Source organism: Devosia limi DSM 17137 (genome assembly GCF_900128975.1).
Lineage (GTDB): Bacteria > Pseudomonadota > Alphaproteobacteria > Rhizobiales > Devosiaceae > Devosia > Devosia limi.
The window spans coordinates 696,291-711,315 of sequence record NZ_FQVC01000001.1; the positions used below are offsets into that span (position 1 = coordinate 696,291).

Genomic DNA, 15,025 nt, shown 5'->3' on the forward strand with positions numbered 1-15,025 from the left:
GTCGGATATACTCAACCAGTTAGTATTATATAAAATGGTTGAATAAAGATGGCTACAGACCAACTCAGCCTGACCCTGGCGGCGCTCGCCGATCCAACCCGCCGCGGCATTCTCGCCCGTCTGTCGCAGGGCGAGGCCAGCGTCAACGAGCTCGCCGAACCATTCGACATGACCCTGGCTGCCGTCTCCAAGCACATCAAGGTGTTGGAGTCAGCCGGTCTCGTCAGCCGCAGCAAGTCCGCCCAATGGCGTCCCTGCAAGCTCGAAGCCGCCCCCATGCGCGATGTCGTGGGCTGGCTCGAGCAATACCGCCGGTTCTGGGAACAGAACCTCGACAATCTCGATGCTTACCTCAAGCAGCTGCAGACTCCCGACCCCACCCGGCCCAAGAACTGAAGGAGCAATCCAATGACCGCATTCGCCAACCCGTTCAAAACCGAACTGCCCGCCGACGAGCCGATCATCATCATGTCGCGCACCTTCGATGCGCCGCTGGCACTGGTCTGGAAAGTCTGGACCCAGCCCGAGCACGTTGCCTATTGGTGGGGGCCCGGACAGGACAATGAAATTGTCCACTATGATGTCCGCACCGGCGGCAAATGGCGCATCAAGTCATCCATGGGCGATGGCGGACCGGTGGTGTTCTTCGGCACCTATCTCGACGTACAGCCCCAATCGCTGATCAAGAACACCTTCGTCGTCGAAGGCATGTTCGAGGAAGACGACCGCTTCTTTGAGGAGCACCATTTCGAGGAGCGTGACGGCAAGGTCCACTACCATTCGATCACCCGCCTCGAAAACTTCGAGAGCCGCCAGGGCGTCATCGATAGCGGCATGGAATGGGGCGCCAATGCCTCCATGGCCAAGGTCGACGAACTCCTCGAACGCCTCAAGAAGTAGCCGGGATTGGACCGTAGCCCGGTTCCGTCTCGCCTCCCCGCCACGCTGCCCACGGACTTGATCCGTGGGCCTCTCTCCCGACGCACTGATCGCTCTCAACCCACTGGGTCATTCCCGCGCAGGCAGGAATCTCCTTCCTTCAGGCTGGCTCAGGCGCCCTCACACCTGCCGCGCCAGAAATTCCCCCACCGCGTCCCAGAACAGCCCCGTATTCACCGCACTGTGGTCGGCATTGGCGATGATCGACAATTCCCCCCTGCCAATCCCCTTGAACAGCCGCGCCGCCGCATCGACGCCGCCCAGTTCGTCCCGATCCCCCATGATCACCAGCGCGGGGTCGGTGATCGTGGCCAGCTGCTCGGCGCTGTAGCTCGGCAGGCCCAGCCACAGCGTCGAAATCTGCTTGAGGTAATCCCGCCAATAGTCCGGTCCATAAACTGCACTATGCGAGGCCTTGATCACCTCGAAGAAACCACCAAACGCCTGTTCCATCACCACGAGGTCAGCTTCACCCGGCCGAGTGAAGCCCCAGCTCCGCAACCCTGCCAGATAGCTTTCCACCGGCGCACTCACTGTGCCGCCCATGACCAGCGCTCTGGCAAAGCCGGGGTGCCGCAACCCGATTTCCAGCGCGCTCTGCCCGCCATCGCTATAGCCAACGATCAATGGCCGCTCGATCCCAAGCGCGGCGCAGAACGCCACCACATCATCGGCCATCTGCGGATAGCTTAGCTCCCCCGCCGGATTGTCGGTACCGCCATGCCCGCGCGTATCGGGCGCCAGCACGCGATAGCGCTCGGCCAGCTTTTCGATCTGCCCCTTCCAGCTATTCGATGTCGTCAGCCCGCCATGCAGCAGCACCAGCGGCTGCCCTTGGCCCTCGTCGCGATAGAAAATCCGGAGGCCGCCCGCCTCGATATGCTTGCCGTCCATCTAGTTCGCCGCCTGCCTGGTCAAATACGCCCCCAGCGCATCCAACAAGTCGCTGGTGCCGCGCTCGCGCCCGCCCGCATCATCAAATCCGTCCAGAAACGCCCCATGCTCGGTCAGCACCAGCCGCGAGCCTTCGCCGTCCGGGGTAATCTCGAACGTCGCCAGCGACACCGAAATCTTGGTGTCATCCAGCGACATTTCATAGGTGTAGATAATCCGGTGATCCCTCACGATGTCCTGGTAGATCGCCTCGAACTTGTGCACTGGCCCCTCGGGTGGCCCGCCCACGCTGGTCTCGCGCCCGCCAATGCGGAAATCCATCTCGTGTTGGTCCGGGCCCCATTCTTCCGGGCCATTGAACCAGTGTTTCTTGGCCGCGGGATCGGAAAGGGCCTTGAATACCCGCGCCGGCTTGGCCGGGTAGCGGCGCTCCAAAGTAAAGCTGCCATGGGCAATGCTGTGCTTGGTCATGTCTTGCTCTCGGGTTCGTCTTCAGTCTGGGCCAGGAACTCGCCCAATCGGTCCAGCCGCCGCACCCAGGTGGTGCGCCGCTCGTTGATCCATTGCTCGGCCAGGCTCAACGCCTCCGGCTGGATCTGGCAGGTTCGCACCCGCCCCAGCTTCTGCGAACTCACCAGCCCGCTGGCTTCCAGCACCTGCAGGTGCTGCACTACGGCGGGCAGGGACATGGCAAACGGCTTGGCCAGTTCGCTGACCGAGGCAGGGCCACGGCTCAGCCGATCCACCATCATCCGGCGGGTCGGGTCTGCCAGCGCCTGAAACATCAGATCGAGATTGGGCGATTGTTGGTTAAGCATAGCCTTAACTAACAATCGCCTGCCATAGTGTCAATCGTCCGCAGCGGGCAGGGCGCCCGTGCCCGCCGTCTTGGCCCAGTCGATTTCTACCGTCGCATGGCCGATGCCATATTTGTCGGCCAGTACATCCTTGACCGCCGCCGTCGTCCCGGCCGGATCGGCTCCGCCCGCCAGCGCGAGTTCCAGCGTTGCCGCTGGCCGGCCCGACGTGATTGACCACACATGCACATGGCTGACCGCCTTGACGCCGGGGATGGCGGACAATGCGCCGCGCACCTCGTCGATCACCACATTGCCCGGCACGCCTTCCATCAGGATATTGAGCGAACTCTTCAGCAGCGCCCAGCCGCTGCGCAGCACCAGTGCCGATAGCAGCACCGACAGGATCGGGTCGATCGGCGTCCACCCCGTCAGCCAGATGACGATAGCCGCCACGATCGCCGCCACGGAGCCGAGCAGGTCACCCAGCACATGCAGCATCGCGCCCTTGATATTGATATGGTCCTTATCGCCGCGCGACAGGATGAAGAACACCACGATATTGATGATCAGCCCCGCCACCGCGACGATCATCATCGGCCCGGCCAGCACCGGCGACGGCTCCAGCAGCCGCAGCACCGCCTCATAGGCAATCCAGGCCACCAGCAACATCAGCGCCAGCGCATTGACGAAGCCCGCCACCACTTCCAGCCGGAGATAGCCAAAGGTCCGTCGCCCATCCGGCGCCCGCCGCCCCAGCCGGAACCCGGTCCAGGCCAGTCCCAGCGCCAGCGCATCGGTCAGCATGTGCCCGGCATCGGCAATCAGCGCCAGCGAGCCCGACATCACACCGCCGATCACCTCGATCACCATGAAGCTGGCAGTCAGCAGCAGCCCCAGCAGCACCACGCGCTCATTATTGTTGCTCACCGCCGGGGCATGGCTGTGCCCGGCATGATCGTGCCCGGCATGATCGTGGTCGGCATGATCGTGGTGGGTCTGCCCCTTCTGCTTATGCTTGCTGCTGTCGTGCGCCGTCATCAGACCATTCCTTCATTTCGGTGATAAACGAACATATGAACATGTATTCATGTAATTCAAGCATCTGGGTGTAGTGATAATTTTAACGTGAACCGACCGATGCGGGAACAGCTTGACCTTCCCACTTGGGAAACGGCCAGCCTGCGGCCATCGGTTCCGTCCTGACGGGCCCGCCCTTTGACTTGGAGCATGAAGATGAAGACCCTGATCCTTGCCGCTGTCGCTGTTGTCGCGCTGGCTCTGCCGGCCGCCGCGCAGGACGCCCATGCCGGCCATGGCGCCGCAGCCGCCGCCAGTGCCGCCGATACTGCCTCCACCGCGGCCTACAAGGACGCCGCCGACGCGATGCACGCCGACATGGCCATCGACTACACCGGCTCGGCCGATATCGACTTCGTTCGCGGCATGATTCCCCATCACCAGGGCGCCATCGCCATGGCCAAGGTGGTTCTGGAGCACGGCGCCGACGCCGAAATCCGCAAACTCGCCGAAGAGATCATCACCGCCCAGGAAGGCGAAATCGCCTGGATGCAGGACTGGCTCGCCAAGAACGGCGGCTGATCGGGGAGGGTGGGCTTGGGGCTGGGGCGGAGGGGCAAGAGCCCCAGAGCCCCAGAGCTTAGGAGAGGACCTCCCGCTCACGCCGCCTTGTCTTCACAAAACACGGAGTCATTCCCGCGGAGGCGGGAATCCACTCTGTCTTGCTTATGGAACTGCAGCGGACCTGAACCCGGCCGGCCAAGAATGGATTCCCGCCTCCGCGGGAATGACCCGGTGAAATTTCAGATCTTCAGGTTTCCGCGCATTGAGGCTGCCCCCACGCGTCCCACCCACCGCCGCTGCCCTCGGGCTCGACCCGAGGGCCACCCTCCGCCAGCGCCGCCCTGTCCCCAAAAACACGGAGTCATTCCCGCGCAGGCGGGAATCCATTCTTTGCCTTGGTGACCGCAGAACTACGCACGACTCCCACCCCCCGCGCGAACGGCCCCCGTCTCCCCCGCCTACTCCCCGCGGCCCGCTCGCGACACCGAGCTGCGCACAATCAACTCCGCCCGCAGCAGCGTTTCCGGTTGCGTCGATGGCTTCCCCTCGAGCAGTGCCAGCAGCACATTCATTGCCGCTTCGCCGATCTTCAGGCGCGGTTGCTTCATTGTCGTCAGCGCCGGCGTCACGAAGCTGGCAAACGAAATGTCGTCGAACCCCATGATCGAAAAATCCCGCGGCAATACGTATTGCCGCGTGTTGAGCGCGATGATGACGCCGAGCGCCGTTGCGTCATTGACGCAGAAGAACGCCGATGGCAGCACGTCGCGCACAAACATATGCTCCGCTGCCGCGCGGCCGCTTTCCGTGGTGCCATCGCCGTCCAGGATCAGTCGGGGATCGATGCTGATTCCGGCGCCATCCAGCGCCGCACGATAACCCTTCTCCCGCAGCACGTTGACCGCCTTACTGGTCGAGTGCCCGATAAAGGCAATCCGCTTGTGCCCCTGCGAAATCAGGTGCTCGGTCGCCACGCGGGCGCCCTCGAAATTGTCGACGCCCACATATGGGACATCGCTGTTGGGCACCGGCTCGTTGACGGCGACGATCGGCGGTAGCCGGGCCTCGCCATGCTGCTGGCCGAAGCCATAGGGCAGGTGCCCGGTGAACAGGATCAGCCCATCGGCCTGGTTGGAACTGATGAAGCGCAGATAGTCGGTCTCGCGCGACGGGTCGTTCTGCGTATTGCCGATCAGCACGCCATAGCCGCGCTTGCTGGCCTCGGTCTCGAGGCCGACCAGGATATTGGAAAAGTTCGGGTCGCCCACATCCGGCGCCAGGATCAGGATCATGTTGCTGCGGCGCATGCGCAGCGACCGGGCCATGGCATTGGTGGTGTAGCCGGTCTTGGCGACGGCTTCGGTCACCCTGCGGCGGGTCTCGTCCGCGACCTTGCCGGGCTCGTTGATAGCGCGGCTCACCGTGGCGATGGATACGCCGGCGATTGCTGCAACGTCCTCGATGGTGGCTAATTTCTGGTGTTGCACGCTGCGCTCCGCCCCGCGCGTTCAGGCTGTAACCCACGGGCGCTCATGCCTCTAGCAGAAGGCAGGAAAGGCGCCACAGCTTCCGCGCCAAGCTATACACTTTTCCGTCTATGTAAACCTTTACATGATTCATGAAAACCTTTACATCGGTAGCCACAAGACGAAGAGCCAGCAGCAAGCCGGCCGCGTCGGGGAGGGGACTGAGGATCATGGCCAACGCTGCCGGCGAGACCGCGCCCGCTATCCTTGCAGCCAACAGGATCAGCAAGTCTTTCGGTGAGATTCCGGTGCTGTTCAGCATCGATTTCGACATCCATCCTGGCGAGGTGCACGCGATCATCGGCGAAAATGGCGCCGGCAAATCCACCCTTATCAAGATCCTGTCCGGCCTCGAACAGCCCACCTCCGGCACCATCACCTATGATGGCCAGACCGTGACGCTGCCGCCCAATGGCGAAGCCGAGGCCATGGGTATCGTCGTCATCCATCAGGAATTGCTGCTCGCCGAACACCTCACGGTGGCTGACTCGATTTTTCTGGGCCGCGAGCTGACCAGGAACGGCTTCCTGCGGCTGCGCGAAATGCGCGAACAGGCCGCCAAAATCCTCGATACCCTGCATGTCCATGTTGATCCGGACGCGCGTATCAATACGCTTTCTGTCGCCGACAAGCAGATGGTCGAAATCGCCAAGGCGATCAGCCGCGATGCCCGCGTCCTCATCATGGACGAGCCGACGGCGGTGCTGTCGGTGGCCGAAACCGAGACCTTCTTCGCCCAGATCCGGCGCCTCAGCGCCAAGGGCGTGGCGGTGATTTTCATCTCCCACAAGCTCGACGAGATCATGGAACTGGCGGATCGCGTCACCGTGCTGCGCGATGGCCAGCTCATCGCCACCGTCGGCAACCAGGACCTCACTCCCGATTCCATCGCCCAGATGATGGTCGGCCGCGAGCTGTCCAATCTCTATCCGCCCAAGCACGAGCCCGATGTCGATGCGCCGTTGCTGTTGTCGGTGACCAATCTCAGCGCCCCTGGCCTCAAGGAGATTTCCTTCGAGTTGCGCCGGGGCGAAATCCTGGGCTTCGCCGGCCTCATCGGCTCCGGCCGCACCGCCGCCGCCGAAGCCATTGTCGGGCTCATCCACCGCACGGGTGGCGCCGTTGAGCTCAGGGGCGCGCCGGTCAATTTCACCGAAGTTTCGCAATCGGTGGCGGCCGGGCTCGCCTATATGACCAAGGATCGCAAGGGAAAGGGGCTGCTGCTCAATGTCGGCCTGCAGCCCAATCTGACCCTGCTCACCCTCGCCAAGCACATGCGCTCTGGGTTTCTCGACGGCAAGAGCGAGGTCAAGGCGCTCGATCGCGCCGTCCGGCGGTTCGATATTCGTGCCCGCGACGCCTCGGTGCGGGTCGGCCAGCTCTCGGGCGGCAATCAGCAAAAGCTGATGCTGGGCAAGATGATGGAGAGCGAGCCCGAGATCATCATCATGGACGAGCCGACACGCGGCATCGATGTCGGCACCAAGCAGCAGATCTATCACATCATTGCGGCGCTGGCTGCGGAGGGCAAGGCGATCATTCTCATCTCCTCGGAGATGCAGGAAGTGATCGGCCTCAGCCACCGCGTGTTGGTCATGCGCGAAGGCCGGATGGCCGGCGTGCTCGAAGGCGCCGAAATCGGGGAGGCACAAATCATGCGGTACGCCGCTGGCATCAAGCAGGGTGGGGACGATGAGCGTATCAGCGCATGAAACTGGGAAGCCCGGCAGGAGCTTCCGCATCGACCTCAAGACAGCCGGTCCGCTCGTTGCGCTGATCGCGCTGTGCATCATCGGCTATTCGCTCAATCCGGCCTTTCTCAGTGAAGGCAACATCGCCAATATCCTGACCCGCTCGGCCTTTATCGGCATCATCGCGGTCGGGGCGACCTTCGTCATCACCGCCGGCGGCATCGACCTGTCGGTCGGCTCCATGGCCGCCTTCATTGCCGGCGTCATGATCATCATCATGAACTCGGCGGTCGAAGCCTTCGGCGTCTCGATCTGGACCGTGCTGCTCGGCTGCGGCTCGTCGCTGATCCTGGGCATTGGCGCCGGCTTCATCAACGGCTTCCTCACCACCAAGGGCAAGATCGAAGCCTTCATCGTCACGCTGGGCACCATGGGCATCTATCGCTCGCTGGTTACCTATTTCGCCGATGGCGGCACCCTGTCGCTCAATTCCTCGGCCCGTGAAATCTACCGCCCGATCTACTACGACAGCATCCTGCGCATCCCCATTCCCGTCTGGGTCTTCATCGCCGTCGCCATCATCGGCTGGGTGCTGATGAACCGCACAGCCTTCGGCCGCTATTGCATGGCCATCGGCTCCAACGAGCATGTGGCGCGTTATTCGGCGATCAAGGTCGATCGGGTCAAGACCGCCACCTATATCCTGCAGGGTCTGTGCGTCTCGCTGGCCACCATCATCTATGTGCCGCGCCTGGGTTCGGCCTCGTCGGCCACCGGCGTGCTCTGGGAGCTGGAAGCTATTGCTGCGGTGATCATCGGCGGCACCATGCTCAAGGGCGGCTTCGGCCGGGTCGGCGGCACCGTCATCGGCGCGCTGATCCTCACCGCCATCGGCAATATCCTGAACCTGACCGAGATCATCTCGAACTATCTCAACGGGGCGGTGCAGGGCGTCATCATCATCGCCGCCGTCTATCTGCAGCGCGGGAGCCTGCGCGCCGGCAAGCGGAAGGCTGCCGAATAGGCGAAATGCTGGAGCCCAGCTCCAGCCAGCAAAATTCCACGCCCTCAATGGGCGGGATCACCGGGGCCGGTTACGGCGCCAGAACGAAGCTAGGGAGGACTAATCTATGACTTTGAAGGCAATCGTAATCGGCCTGATGGCCACCAGCGTCTTGGCCGGTTCGGCCATCGCGCAGGACCAGATCAAGATCGGCGTGTCCATTCCCGCCGCGACCCATGGTTTCATGGGCGGGCTGAACTGGCATGCCGCCGAAGCTGAAAAGCGCCTGGAAGCGGCCAATCCCAATATCGATCTGATCATCGTCACCGCTGATGGTCCGGCCGATCAGGCCAGCGATCTCGAGGATCTGGTTTCGGTCCATGGCATCCAGGCCCTGGTGGTGCTGCCGTTCGAATCCGAGCCGCTGACCGAGCCGGTCCGCGCCGTCAAGGATTCGGGTGCATTCATCACCGTGGTTGACCGCGGGCTGACCGATCCGTCGATTCAGGACGTTTATGTTTCGGGCAACAACACCGAAATGGGCAAGGTTTCGGCGGAGTACATGAAGACGCGTCTGGGCGAAGGCGACAACATCGTCATCCTGCGCGGCATTCCCACCGTGCTGGATACCGAGCGCTTCGACGCCTTCATGGCCGAAATCGAAGGCTCGGGCATCAACGTGCTCGACAACAAGTTTGCCAACTGGAACCGCGATGACGGCTTCGAGGTGATGCAGGACTTCCTGTCGCGCTTCCCCGACATCGATGGCGTCTGGGCCCAGGACGACGATATCACGCTGGGCGTGGTGGAAGCCGTCAAGGCTGCCGGCCGCGACAAGGAACTGTTCATCGTCGGCGGCGCCGGCATGAAGGAAATCGTCAAGGGTGTGATGGACGGCGACGAACTCGTGCCAGTCGACGTGCTCTATCCACCGGCACAGATCGCCACCGCCATGGATGTCACCGTCGCCCACTTCGTCTCCAATGGCCCGGTCCGTGGCAGCTATATCCTCGGCTCTCCCCTGATCACCCAGGAAAACGCTGCCCAGTTCTACTTCCCGGACAGCCCGTTCTGATCTGCCTGCAATCCATCTACGCAAAGGGCGCCCGCCGGGCGCCCTTTGTTTTTGACTAAGTCCCTCAGTCGACACCTTCCCCCCTGCGGGGAGGGATCAAGGCTGGGGGTCTTTTCACCAAACGGCAGCTCCACCACCAATCCACACCCACCGCGCTGTCCCCGGGCCTGACCCGGGGACCACTCTCGACGCCTGCCGCGCTGACAATGTCTCACGGGTTAAGCTCGTGGGCAGCAAGTGGATGGAAGGCAAAGTCCTAAACCGGCTCTGGCGTATACCCGGCCTCACGGATCACACCCGCCGCCTTGTCAGCATCGGCTGCAACCTCGACCCGGTGCGTCGCCAGGTCCACCGAAACTTCGGCTCCTGGGAATGCCGTGTTCAGCGCCTTGCGCACCGTGCCGACGCAATGGCCGCAGGTCATATCGTTGACAGTGAATGTCGCCTTGTCGTTCATTCCAGTTCTCCGTTCATCTCAGTGGCCTTTTCGCGGTTCTGGCGGGCTCAGGCCGGCGAGGTCGTCAAGTATGGGGCAGTCCGGCCGGTGGTCGCCGCCGCAGCAATGGGCCAGGTGCTTGAGGGTTTTGACCATCCCCTGCAATTCGGCAATCTTGGTCTCCAGCGCGGCGATATGGCTGGTGGCAATGTCCTTCACCTCGCCGCTGGCGCGGGCCTTGTCCTGCCACAGACCGAGCAGGGTGGCGGTCTCGTCCACCGAAAATCCCAGGTTCCGCGCCCGCTTGACGAAGCGCAGTGTGTGCACCTCATCGATGCTGTAGACCCGGTAATTGCTCCCGCTGCGCTGTGGCGCGCGGATCAGGCCGATAGATTCGTAATAGCGGATCATCTTGGCCGAAACGCCCGATGCAGTGGAGGCTTCGCCGATATTCATGTCGTCTCTCCTACTCGGTCCAACAAGCTCAAACCCCGCGACAGCAGCATATTTCTCACCGCGAGATCGCCCGGTTCCAGCATTGTCGGCGAGCTGTTCAGTGCCGATAGGCACAGATAGCTTGGCCCGCTTCGCGCTGCGTCCATCATGTTGACCTCTGAGCCTGCTTATAAAGGTTCCTGTAATGGGAAGGTCAAGGGGTGCTTTCTGGACAGGAATCTGCGACCTTCTGCCGTGCGGCGCCTTGGCGCTGCGACGTTAGCGCCACTAACCGCCGTGCCGTGACTTGCCTATACCGGTGTTGTCAGGAGCCGCCATGCAGCCCGTCCGCAAAGATATTCATTCCTCGGAACTTCCGATCCTCTGCCAGAGCTGTGAGGCCAGGCATCAGGGAATGTGCGGCGCATTGAGCCCGGAACAGCTGGTCAGCCTGTCCCGCCACACGCGCCGCGTCCATCACGCCGCGGGCGAGGAACTCCTCGCCGATGCGATGCCGATCACCAGTTATGCCAATGTCCTGTCGGGCGTCATCAAGCTCTCCAAGGTGCTTGAAGACGGTCGCCAGCAGGTTGTCGGCCTGCAATTCGCGCCCGATCTGCTGGGGCGCTTGTTCGCCACCGAAAGCCGCGTCGCGGCCGAGGCAGCCTCCGATGTGGCGCTCTGCGTGGTTTCCAAGTCGGCGCTGGAGAACATTATCCGCGAGAACCCCGCGCTCGAACACCGCATCATGCTGCAAACCCTGCGCGAGCTCGATGAAGCGCGCGAATGGATGGTGACGCTCGGCCGCAAGACTGCCCAGGAAAAGGTCGCCAGCTTCCTTTACCTCATCGCCAGCCATATCGATCCGGCCCATGGTGAACCCTGCGCCAATTTCGATCTTCCGCTCAGCCGCAACGATATTGGCGATTTCCTCGGCCTCACCATCGAGACCGTCTCCCGCCAGATCAGCAAGCTCAAGGCCGATGGCGTCATCGAAATCACCAATTACCGTCACGTCGCCGTCCCCGATCTCGCCCGCCTCCGCATCCGCTGCGGCTAGGCACTTGCTAGGCGGCGATCTTTGCGCCCCTCACACCCACCGCGCTGCCCACGGACTTGATCCGTGGGCCACTCTCCTCCGCACAATCGCGCAACCGCGCCCCGATCTCCCCCCAAGTCATCTGCCCAATCGTCGCTGCCGAAAGGGTAGGGGCACCTCACCTCACAACCGCCCCATTGCGCAGTTCCACCACCGCATCCACGGTTCCCTCTGGAATTTCCGCATGCGTCACCAGCACCACGGTGCGCCCTGCCGTCGCCGTCTTCAGCGTTTCGAAAAACGCCAGCTCGGCCGCGCGGTCCAGCCCGTTCGTCGGCTCATCCAGCAGTAGCACCGGCGCATTCGACACCAGCGTGCGCGCCAGGCAGAGCCGCCGCGACTGGCCGGTCGAAACCGTCCGGCCCATTTCCCCCAGCACCGTATCCAGCCCCCGCGGCAGGCTGCGCACAAAGGCGCCGATCTGCGCCGCGTCCAGCGCCGCCCACAGGGCCACATCGTCGGCATCGGCCCGCCCGATCAGCAGATTGTTGCGGATGCTGTCATTGAAGACGGGGCTGTCCTGGCTCAGCAGCGCGATATGGGCATGCAGGTCCGCCTGCCGAAGCGCCGTCAGCGGCACACCGCCCAGCGTCACCCGGCCCGATTGCGGATCGGCCAGTCGCAACAGCAGTTTGAGCAGGCTCGATTTGCCGCTGCCACTGGGCCCGGTAATCGCCAGCCGCTGGCCCGGCGCGATAGCCAGATCGATGTCGCGCAGCACCGGGGCATTGCCGCCATAGCAGAAGGTCACGTCCGCGAAGGCGATGGCCCCGTCTTCGGGCAGCGCCATCGGCCGGGCGGGGTCGGCAATCGCGATTGGCGCCTCCGCGACTTCGCTCAGCCGCTCTGCCGCCGCCATTGCCGTGCTCAGCTTGGCCACACTGCGCACAATGGCGCCGGTGGCCTCAAAGCTCCCCAATACCGCCAGCAGCAGACCGATCATGACCGGGCCATCTATGGCGCCTGCGTCAAACGCCAGCAGCCCCGCCCACAGCACGCTGACCAGCGCCAGCCCCGATAGCAGCTGCACGCTGCCAGACGCCGCCGTCGCATAGCTTGCCAGGCGGCCTCGCGCAGCGGCCAGCGCTCCGGCCTTGTCGGCAAAGTCGGCCTGCGTCGTGCCCAAAATGCCGAACGCCACCAGATCGGCGTGGCCGTCTATGCCATCCAGCACCGCCATTCGCGTGGCGGCCGCGCGCTGCACCACTTCGGTGCCGGCCCGCCGGCTGCTCACCACCAGCAGGGCAGGGACCGCCAATGCTGCCAGGGCAAAGCACAAGCCATAGACCAGCGCCGCGCCGGGAATCAGCCAGGCCAGCACCGCCGTCATCACCGTCCCGACCACCACTGCCGCCGCAATCGGGCCGATGGCCACCAGGAAGGCCGTATCCAGCGCGTCGACATCCGCCGTCAACCGGCTGACCAGATCGCCATGGCGCAGGCTGCGGTCGGCCAATGGAATGCGCGGAAACAGCCTGCCGAACAACCACCCCCTGATGTCGGCGAGCAGGCGCAAGGTCGCGTCATGCCCCACCAGTTTTTCGCCATAGCGCGCCAGGATCCGGATGAAGGAGAACCCGCGCACCAGTGAGGAGGGCACGAACAGATTGAAGCTCACGCCCAAAGTCGTCAGCGCCGCCGCGGTAATGAACCAGCCCGATGTGCCCAGCAGTGCCACGCCCGCCGCCAGCGTCACCAGCGACAGCGCCAGTGCCAGCAACAGCCCCTTGGCCCGATTGGCAAACAGCGGCCGAAATTTCAAAAGCGCCTTCATGCTGCGCTGCCTTTCCTGTCGCGCCGATGGGGCAGCGGCATTTCCACCAGGCTCTGCGCCGCAATGCGATAGGCCCGATCCATCCGGCCGGCCGCAGCCATCGAATGGGTGGCAATGATCAATGTCCGTCCTGCCGCATAGCTGATCAGCGTATCCATCACGTCGCCTTCCAGGGCACCATCCAGATGCGCCGTCGGCTCATCCAGCAGGATCAGCCCGGCATCGCGCAGGAAGATCCGCGCCAGCGCCACCCGCTGCACCTGCCCACCCGAAAGCCCTACGCCATCCTCGCCCAGCAGCGTGTCCAGCCCGTCCGGCAACGCGTCGGCAAAGGCGGCGACATGGGCCAGCTCGGCCGCGCGGGCGATCTCGGCGCGACTGGCGCCCGGTCGGCCCAGCCCGATATTCTGCGCGATGCTGCCGTGAAAAATCCGCGGCTTCTGCCCCAGCACCGCGACGCGCCCCCGCAACTCGGCCTCCGGCCAGTCCTGCAGCGCCAGCCCATCGAGGCCAATTTCGCCCTCATGCGCGCGCAACCGGCCGATTGCCTCCAGCAGCGTCGTCTTGCCGATGCCGCTCGGCCCGACAATGGCCAGGTGTTGACCCGGCTCCAGCGTCAGCGCCACATCGCTCAGGATGGTGCGCGACCGATCCGGCGTCCGCAGCGTCAGCCCGTCGATCCGCACCGCCAGCGCCCCCGTGTGGCTCGGCGCCTTGGCATCAGCCAGCGGCACGATGGCCTCGGGCAGGGCACCCAACTGCTTTTCGATCTCGGCAATTGCTGCCTTGGCTGCCGCCCGGTCATGGTAGTGCGCCGCCAGCAGGCGCAGCGGATTGTAGATCTCGGGCGCCATCAGCAGCAGAAACAGGCCGGCCTGCAGCGTCAGGGGTGTCGAGCGCAGATGCAGGAACTCGATGAAGGTCAGCCCCACATAGAGCGCGATTCCGGCCACCCCGAGCGCCGCGAAAAATTCCAGCACCGCTGATGACAGGAAGGCGATGCGCAAGACCTTGAGCGTGCGCCGGCGCAGTTCGTCGCTGGCCGCGACAATGCCTGCAGTCTCGGCGTCCGCCCGTCCGAACAGTTTCAGCGTCAGCATCCCGCGCAGCCGGTCGGCAAAACGCCCCGATAGCCGCGACAGCGCCGTCGCCTGTCGTTCGGTGGCAATCTGCGCGCCCCAGCCGGCCAACGCCATGAACAGGGGGATCAGCGGCGCCGTCACCAGGAACAGCAATCCGGCCAGCCAGTCGAGCGGCAGGATCACCGCACCAAAGGCCAGCGGCAATATGGTCGCCTGGATCATGGCGGGAAAGTAGCGGGCAAAGAACCCGTCCAGCGCCTCGGTCTGGTCGATGACCACCGAGGCGGCAGCACCCGAAGCGGGCTGGTCGCCGGCGCGTGGCGAGCGCGACAGCAGCTGGCCGAACAGCGCCTGGCGCACATGCAGCTTGATGGCCTCTCCCGCCGCCGCTCCGGCGCGCTCGCCAATCATGCCAAGCAGGGTGCGCCCGACCAGCAGGGTCGCGACCAATAGGATTGCCGGCATCAAAGCCGCCATCGGCTCGCCCATCTCCACGGCGCGACCAAGGATATCGGCCAGCGTCCAGGCTTGCCACAGCAGCAATGCCCCCCCGAGCAGCGGCGCAGCCACGGCCAGTCCGAGGGCCATGCCCCCCTGGCGGCGCTGCCCCATCATCCAGCGGGTCTGGGCCTTCTCTCGCAGCGGGGCGGGCGTCGACATGGGCTCTCGATCTGTTGGCATCAGGCTTTT

General features: G+C 63.9%; 16 protein-coding genes. 7 read left to right on the top strand and 9 right to left on the bottom strand.

Going from position 1 to position 15,025, the window contains the following annotated elements:
* The first annotated feature begins 48 nt into the window (after window positions 1-48).
* Together BUA69_RS03085 and BUA69_RS03090 are read left to right on the top strand one after the other, a co-directional pair.
* Complete coding sequence (locus BUA69_RS03085; RefSeq protein WP_046137326.1) at window positions 49-396, top strand: ArsR/SmtB family transcription factor; 348 nt, start codon at window positions 49-51, stop codon at window positions 394-396.
* A gap of 12 nt (window positions 397-408) precedes the next feature.
* Window positions 409-900, top strand: coding sequence for an SRPBCC domain-containing protein (locus BUA69_RS03090; RefSeq protein WP_052950807.1), 492 nt, complete (start codon window positions 409-411; stop codon window positions 898-900).
* A gap of 159 nt (window positions 901-1,059) precedes the next feature.
* Here the strand turns inward: BUA69_RS03090 and BUA69_RS03095 are convergent, their stop codons facing one another.
* Genes BUA69_RS03095 through BUA69_RS03110 form a run of 4 tightly spaced genes read right to left on the bottom strand, consistent with a single transcriptional unit; the run spans window position 1,060 to window position 3,671 of the window.
* Complete coding sequence (locus tag BUA69_RS03095; RefSeq protein WP_046137325.1) at window positions 1,060-1,833, bottom strand: alpha/beta fold hydrolase; 774 nt, start codon at window positions 1,831-1,833, stop codon at window positions 1,060-1,062.
* A complete protein-coding gene (locus tag BUA69_RS03100; protein ID WP_046137324.1) occupies window positions 1,834-2,304 on the bottom strand; it encodes an SRPBCC family protein in 471 nt (156 codons plus the stop codon). It abuts the gene before it with no gap.
* Window positions 2,301-2,651 (bottom strand): ArsR/SmtB family transcription factor, encoded by a 351-nt coding sequence (locus BUA69_RS03105; RefSeq protein ID WP_046137323.1) that lies wholly within the window; start codon window positions 2,649-2,651, stop codon window positions 2,301-2,303. The genes BUA69_RS03100 and BUA69_RS03105 overlap by 4 nt, the downstream gene beginning before the upstream one ends.
* A gap of 30 nt (window positions 2,652-2,681) precedes the next feature.
* Window positions 2,682-3,671 carry a cation diffusion facilitator family transporter gene (locus BUA69_RS03110; RefSeq protein ID WP_046137322.1) on the bottom strand — a complete coding sequence of 330 codons (990 nt, stop codon included), beginning with the start codon at window positions 3,669-3,671 and terminating at the stop codon, window positions 2,682-2,684.
* Window positions 3,672-3,860: 189 nt separating this feature from the next.
* Here BUA69_RS03110 and copM point away from each other — a divergent pair, with 189 nt between their 5' ends.
* The gene (gene copM / locus BUA69_RS03115) at window positions 3,861-4,232 is read left to right on the top strand and encodes a CopM family metallochaperone (protein WP_143154391.1); all 372 of its coding nucleotides are present in this window, start codon (window positions 3,861-3,863) and stop codon (window positions 4,230-4,232) included.
* Window positions 4,233-4,672: 440 nt separating this feature from the next.
* Here copM and BUA69_RS03120 read toward each other — a convergent pair whose 3' ends face one another.
* Complete coding sequence (locus BUA69_RS03120) at window positions 4,673-5,701, bottom strand: LacI family DNA-binding transcriptional regulator (RefSeq protein ID WP_046133654.1); 1,029 nt, start codon at window positions 5,699-5,701, stop codon at window positions 4,673-4,675.
* A gap of 209 nt (window positions 5,702-5,910) precedes the next feature.
* Between BUA69_RS03120 and BUA69_RS03125 the strand changes: the two genes are divergently transcribed.
* From BUA69_RS03125 to BUA69_RS03135, 3 genes are all read left to right on the top strand, one after another.
* The gene (locus BUA69_RS03125; protein ID WP_046133653.1) at window positions 5,911-7,452 is read left to right on the top strand and encodes a sugar ABC transporter ATP-binding protein; all 1,542 of its coding nucleotides are present in this window, start codon (window positions 5,911-5,913) and stop codon (window positions 7,450-7,452) included.
* Window positions 7,433-8,455, top strand: a complete 1,023-nt coding sequence (locus BUA69_RS03130; protein WP_046133652.1) for an ABC transporter permease — start codon at window positions 7,433-7,435, stop codon at window positions 8,453-8,455. The genes BUA69_RS03125 and BUA69_RS03130 overlap by 20 nt, the downstream gene beginning before the upstream one ends.
* Before the next feature lie 106 nt (window positions 8,456-8,561).
* On the top strand, window positions 8,562-9,509 hold the full coding sequence (locus BUA69_RS03135) for a substrate-binding domain-containing protein (protein WP_046133651.1): 948 nt from the start codon (window positions 8,562-8,564) through the stop codon (window positions 9,507-9,509).
* A 256-nt stretch (window positions 9,510-9,765) separates the two neighbouring features.
* On the opposite strand, the gene BUA69_RS03140 is transcribed toward BUA69_RS03135, so the two are convergent.
* Together BUA69_RS03140 and cueR are read right to left on the bottom strand one after the other, a co-directional pair.
* Window positions 9,766-9,966 carry a heavy-metal-associated domain-containing protein gene (locus BUA69_RS03140; RefSeq protein WP_046133650.1) on the bottom strand — a complete coding sequence of 67 codons (201 nt, stop codon included), beginning with the start codon at window positions 9,964-9,966 and terminating at the stop codon, window positions 9,766-9,768.
* Window positions 9,967-9,984: 18 nt separating this feature from the next.
* A complete protein-coding gene (gene cueR, locus BUA69_RS03145; protein WP_046133649.1) occupies window positions 9,985-10,401 on the bottom strand; it encodes a Cu(I)-responsive transcriptional regulator in 417 nt (138 codons plus the stop codon).
* Between the two features lie 316 nt (window positions 10,402-10,717).
* Between cueR and BUA69_RS03150 the strand changes: the two genes are divergently transcribed.
* Window positions 10,718-11,440 (top strand): Crp/Fnr family transcriptional regulator, encoded by a 723-nt coding sequence (locus BUA69_RS03150; RefSeq protein ID WP_046133648.1) that lies wholly within the window; start codon window positions 10,718-10,720, stop codon window positions 11,438-11,440.
* Window positions 11,441-11,597: 157 nt separating this feature from the next.
* Here the strand turns inward: BUA69_RS03150 and cydC are convergent, their stop codons facing one another.
* Window positions 11,598-13,241, bottom strand: a complete 1,644-nt coding sequence (cydC, locus tag BUA69_RS03155; RefSeq protein ID WP_244468678.1) for a thiol reductant ABC exporter subunit CydC — start codon at window positions 13,239-13,241, stop codon at window positions 11,598-11,600.
* Window positions 13,242-13,249: 8 nt separating this feature from the next.
* Complete coding sequence (cydD, locus tag BUA69_RS03160; RefSeq protein WP_072866447.1) at window positions 13,250-14,995, bottom strand: thiol reductant ABC exporter subunit CydD; 1,746 nt, start codon at window positions 14,993-14,995, stop codon at window positions 13,250-13,252.
* Window positions 14,996-15,025: the final 30 nt, after the last annotated feature.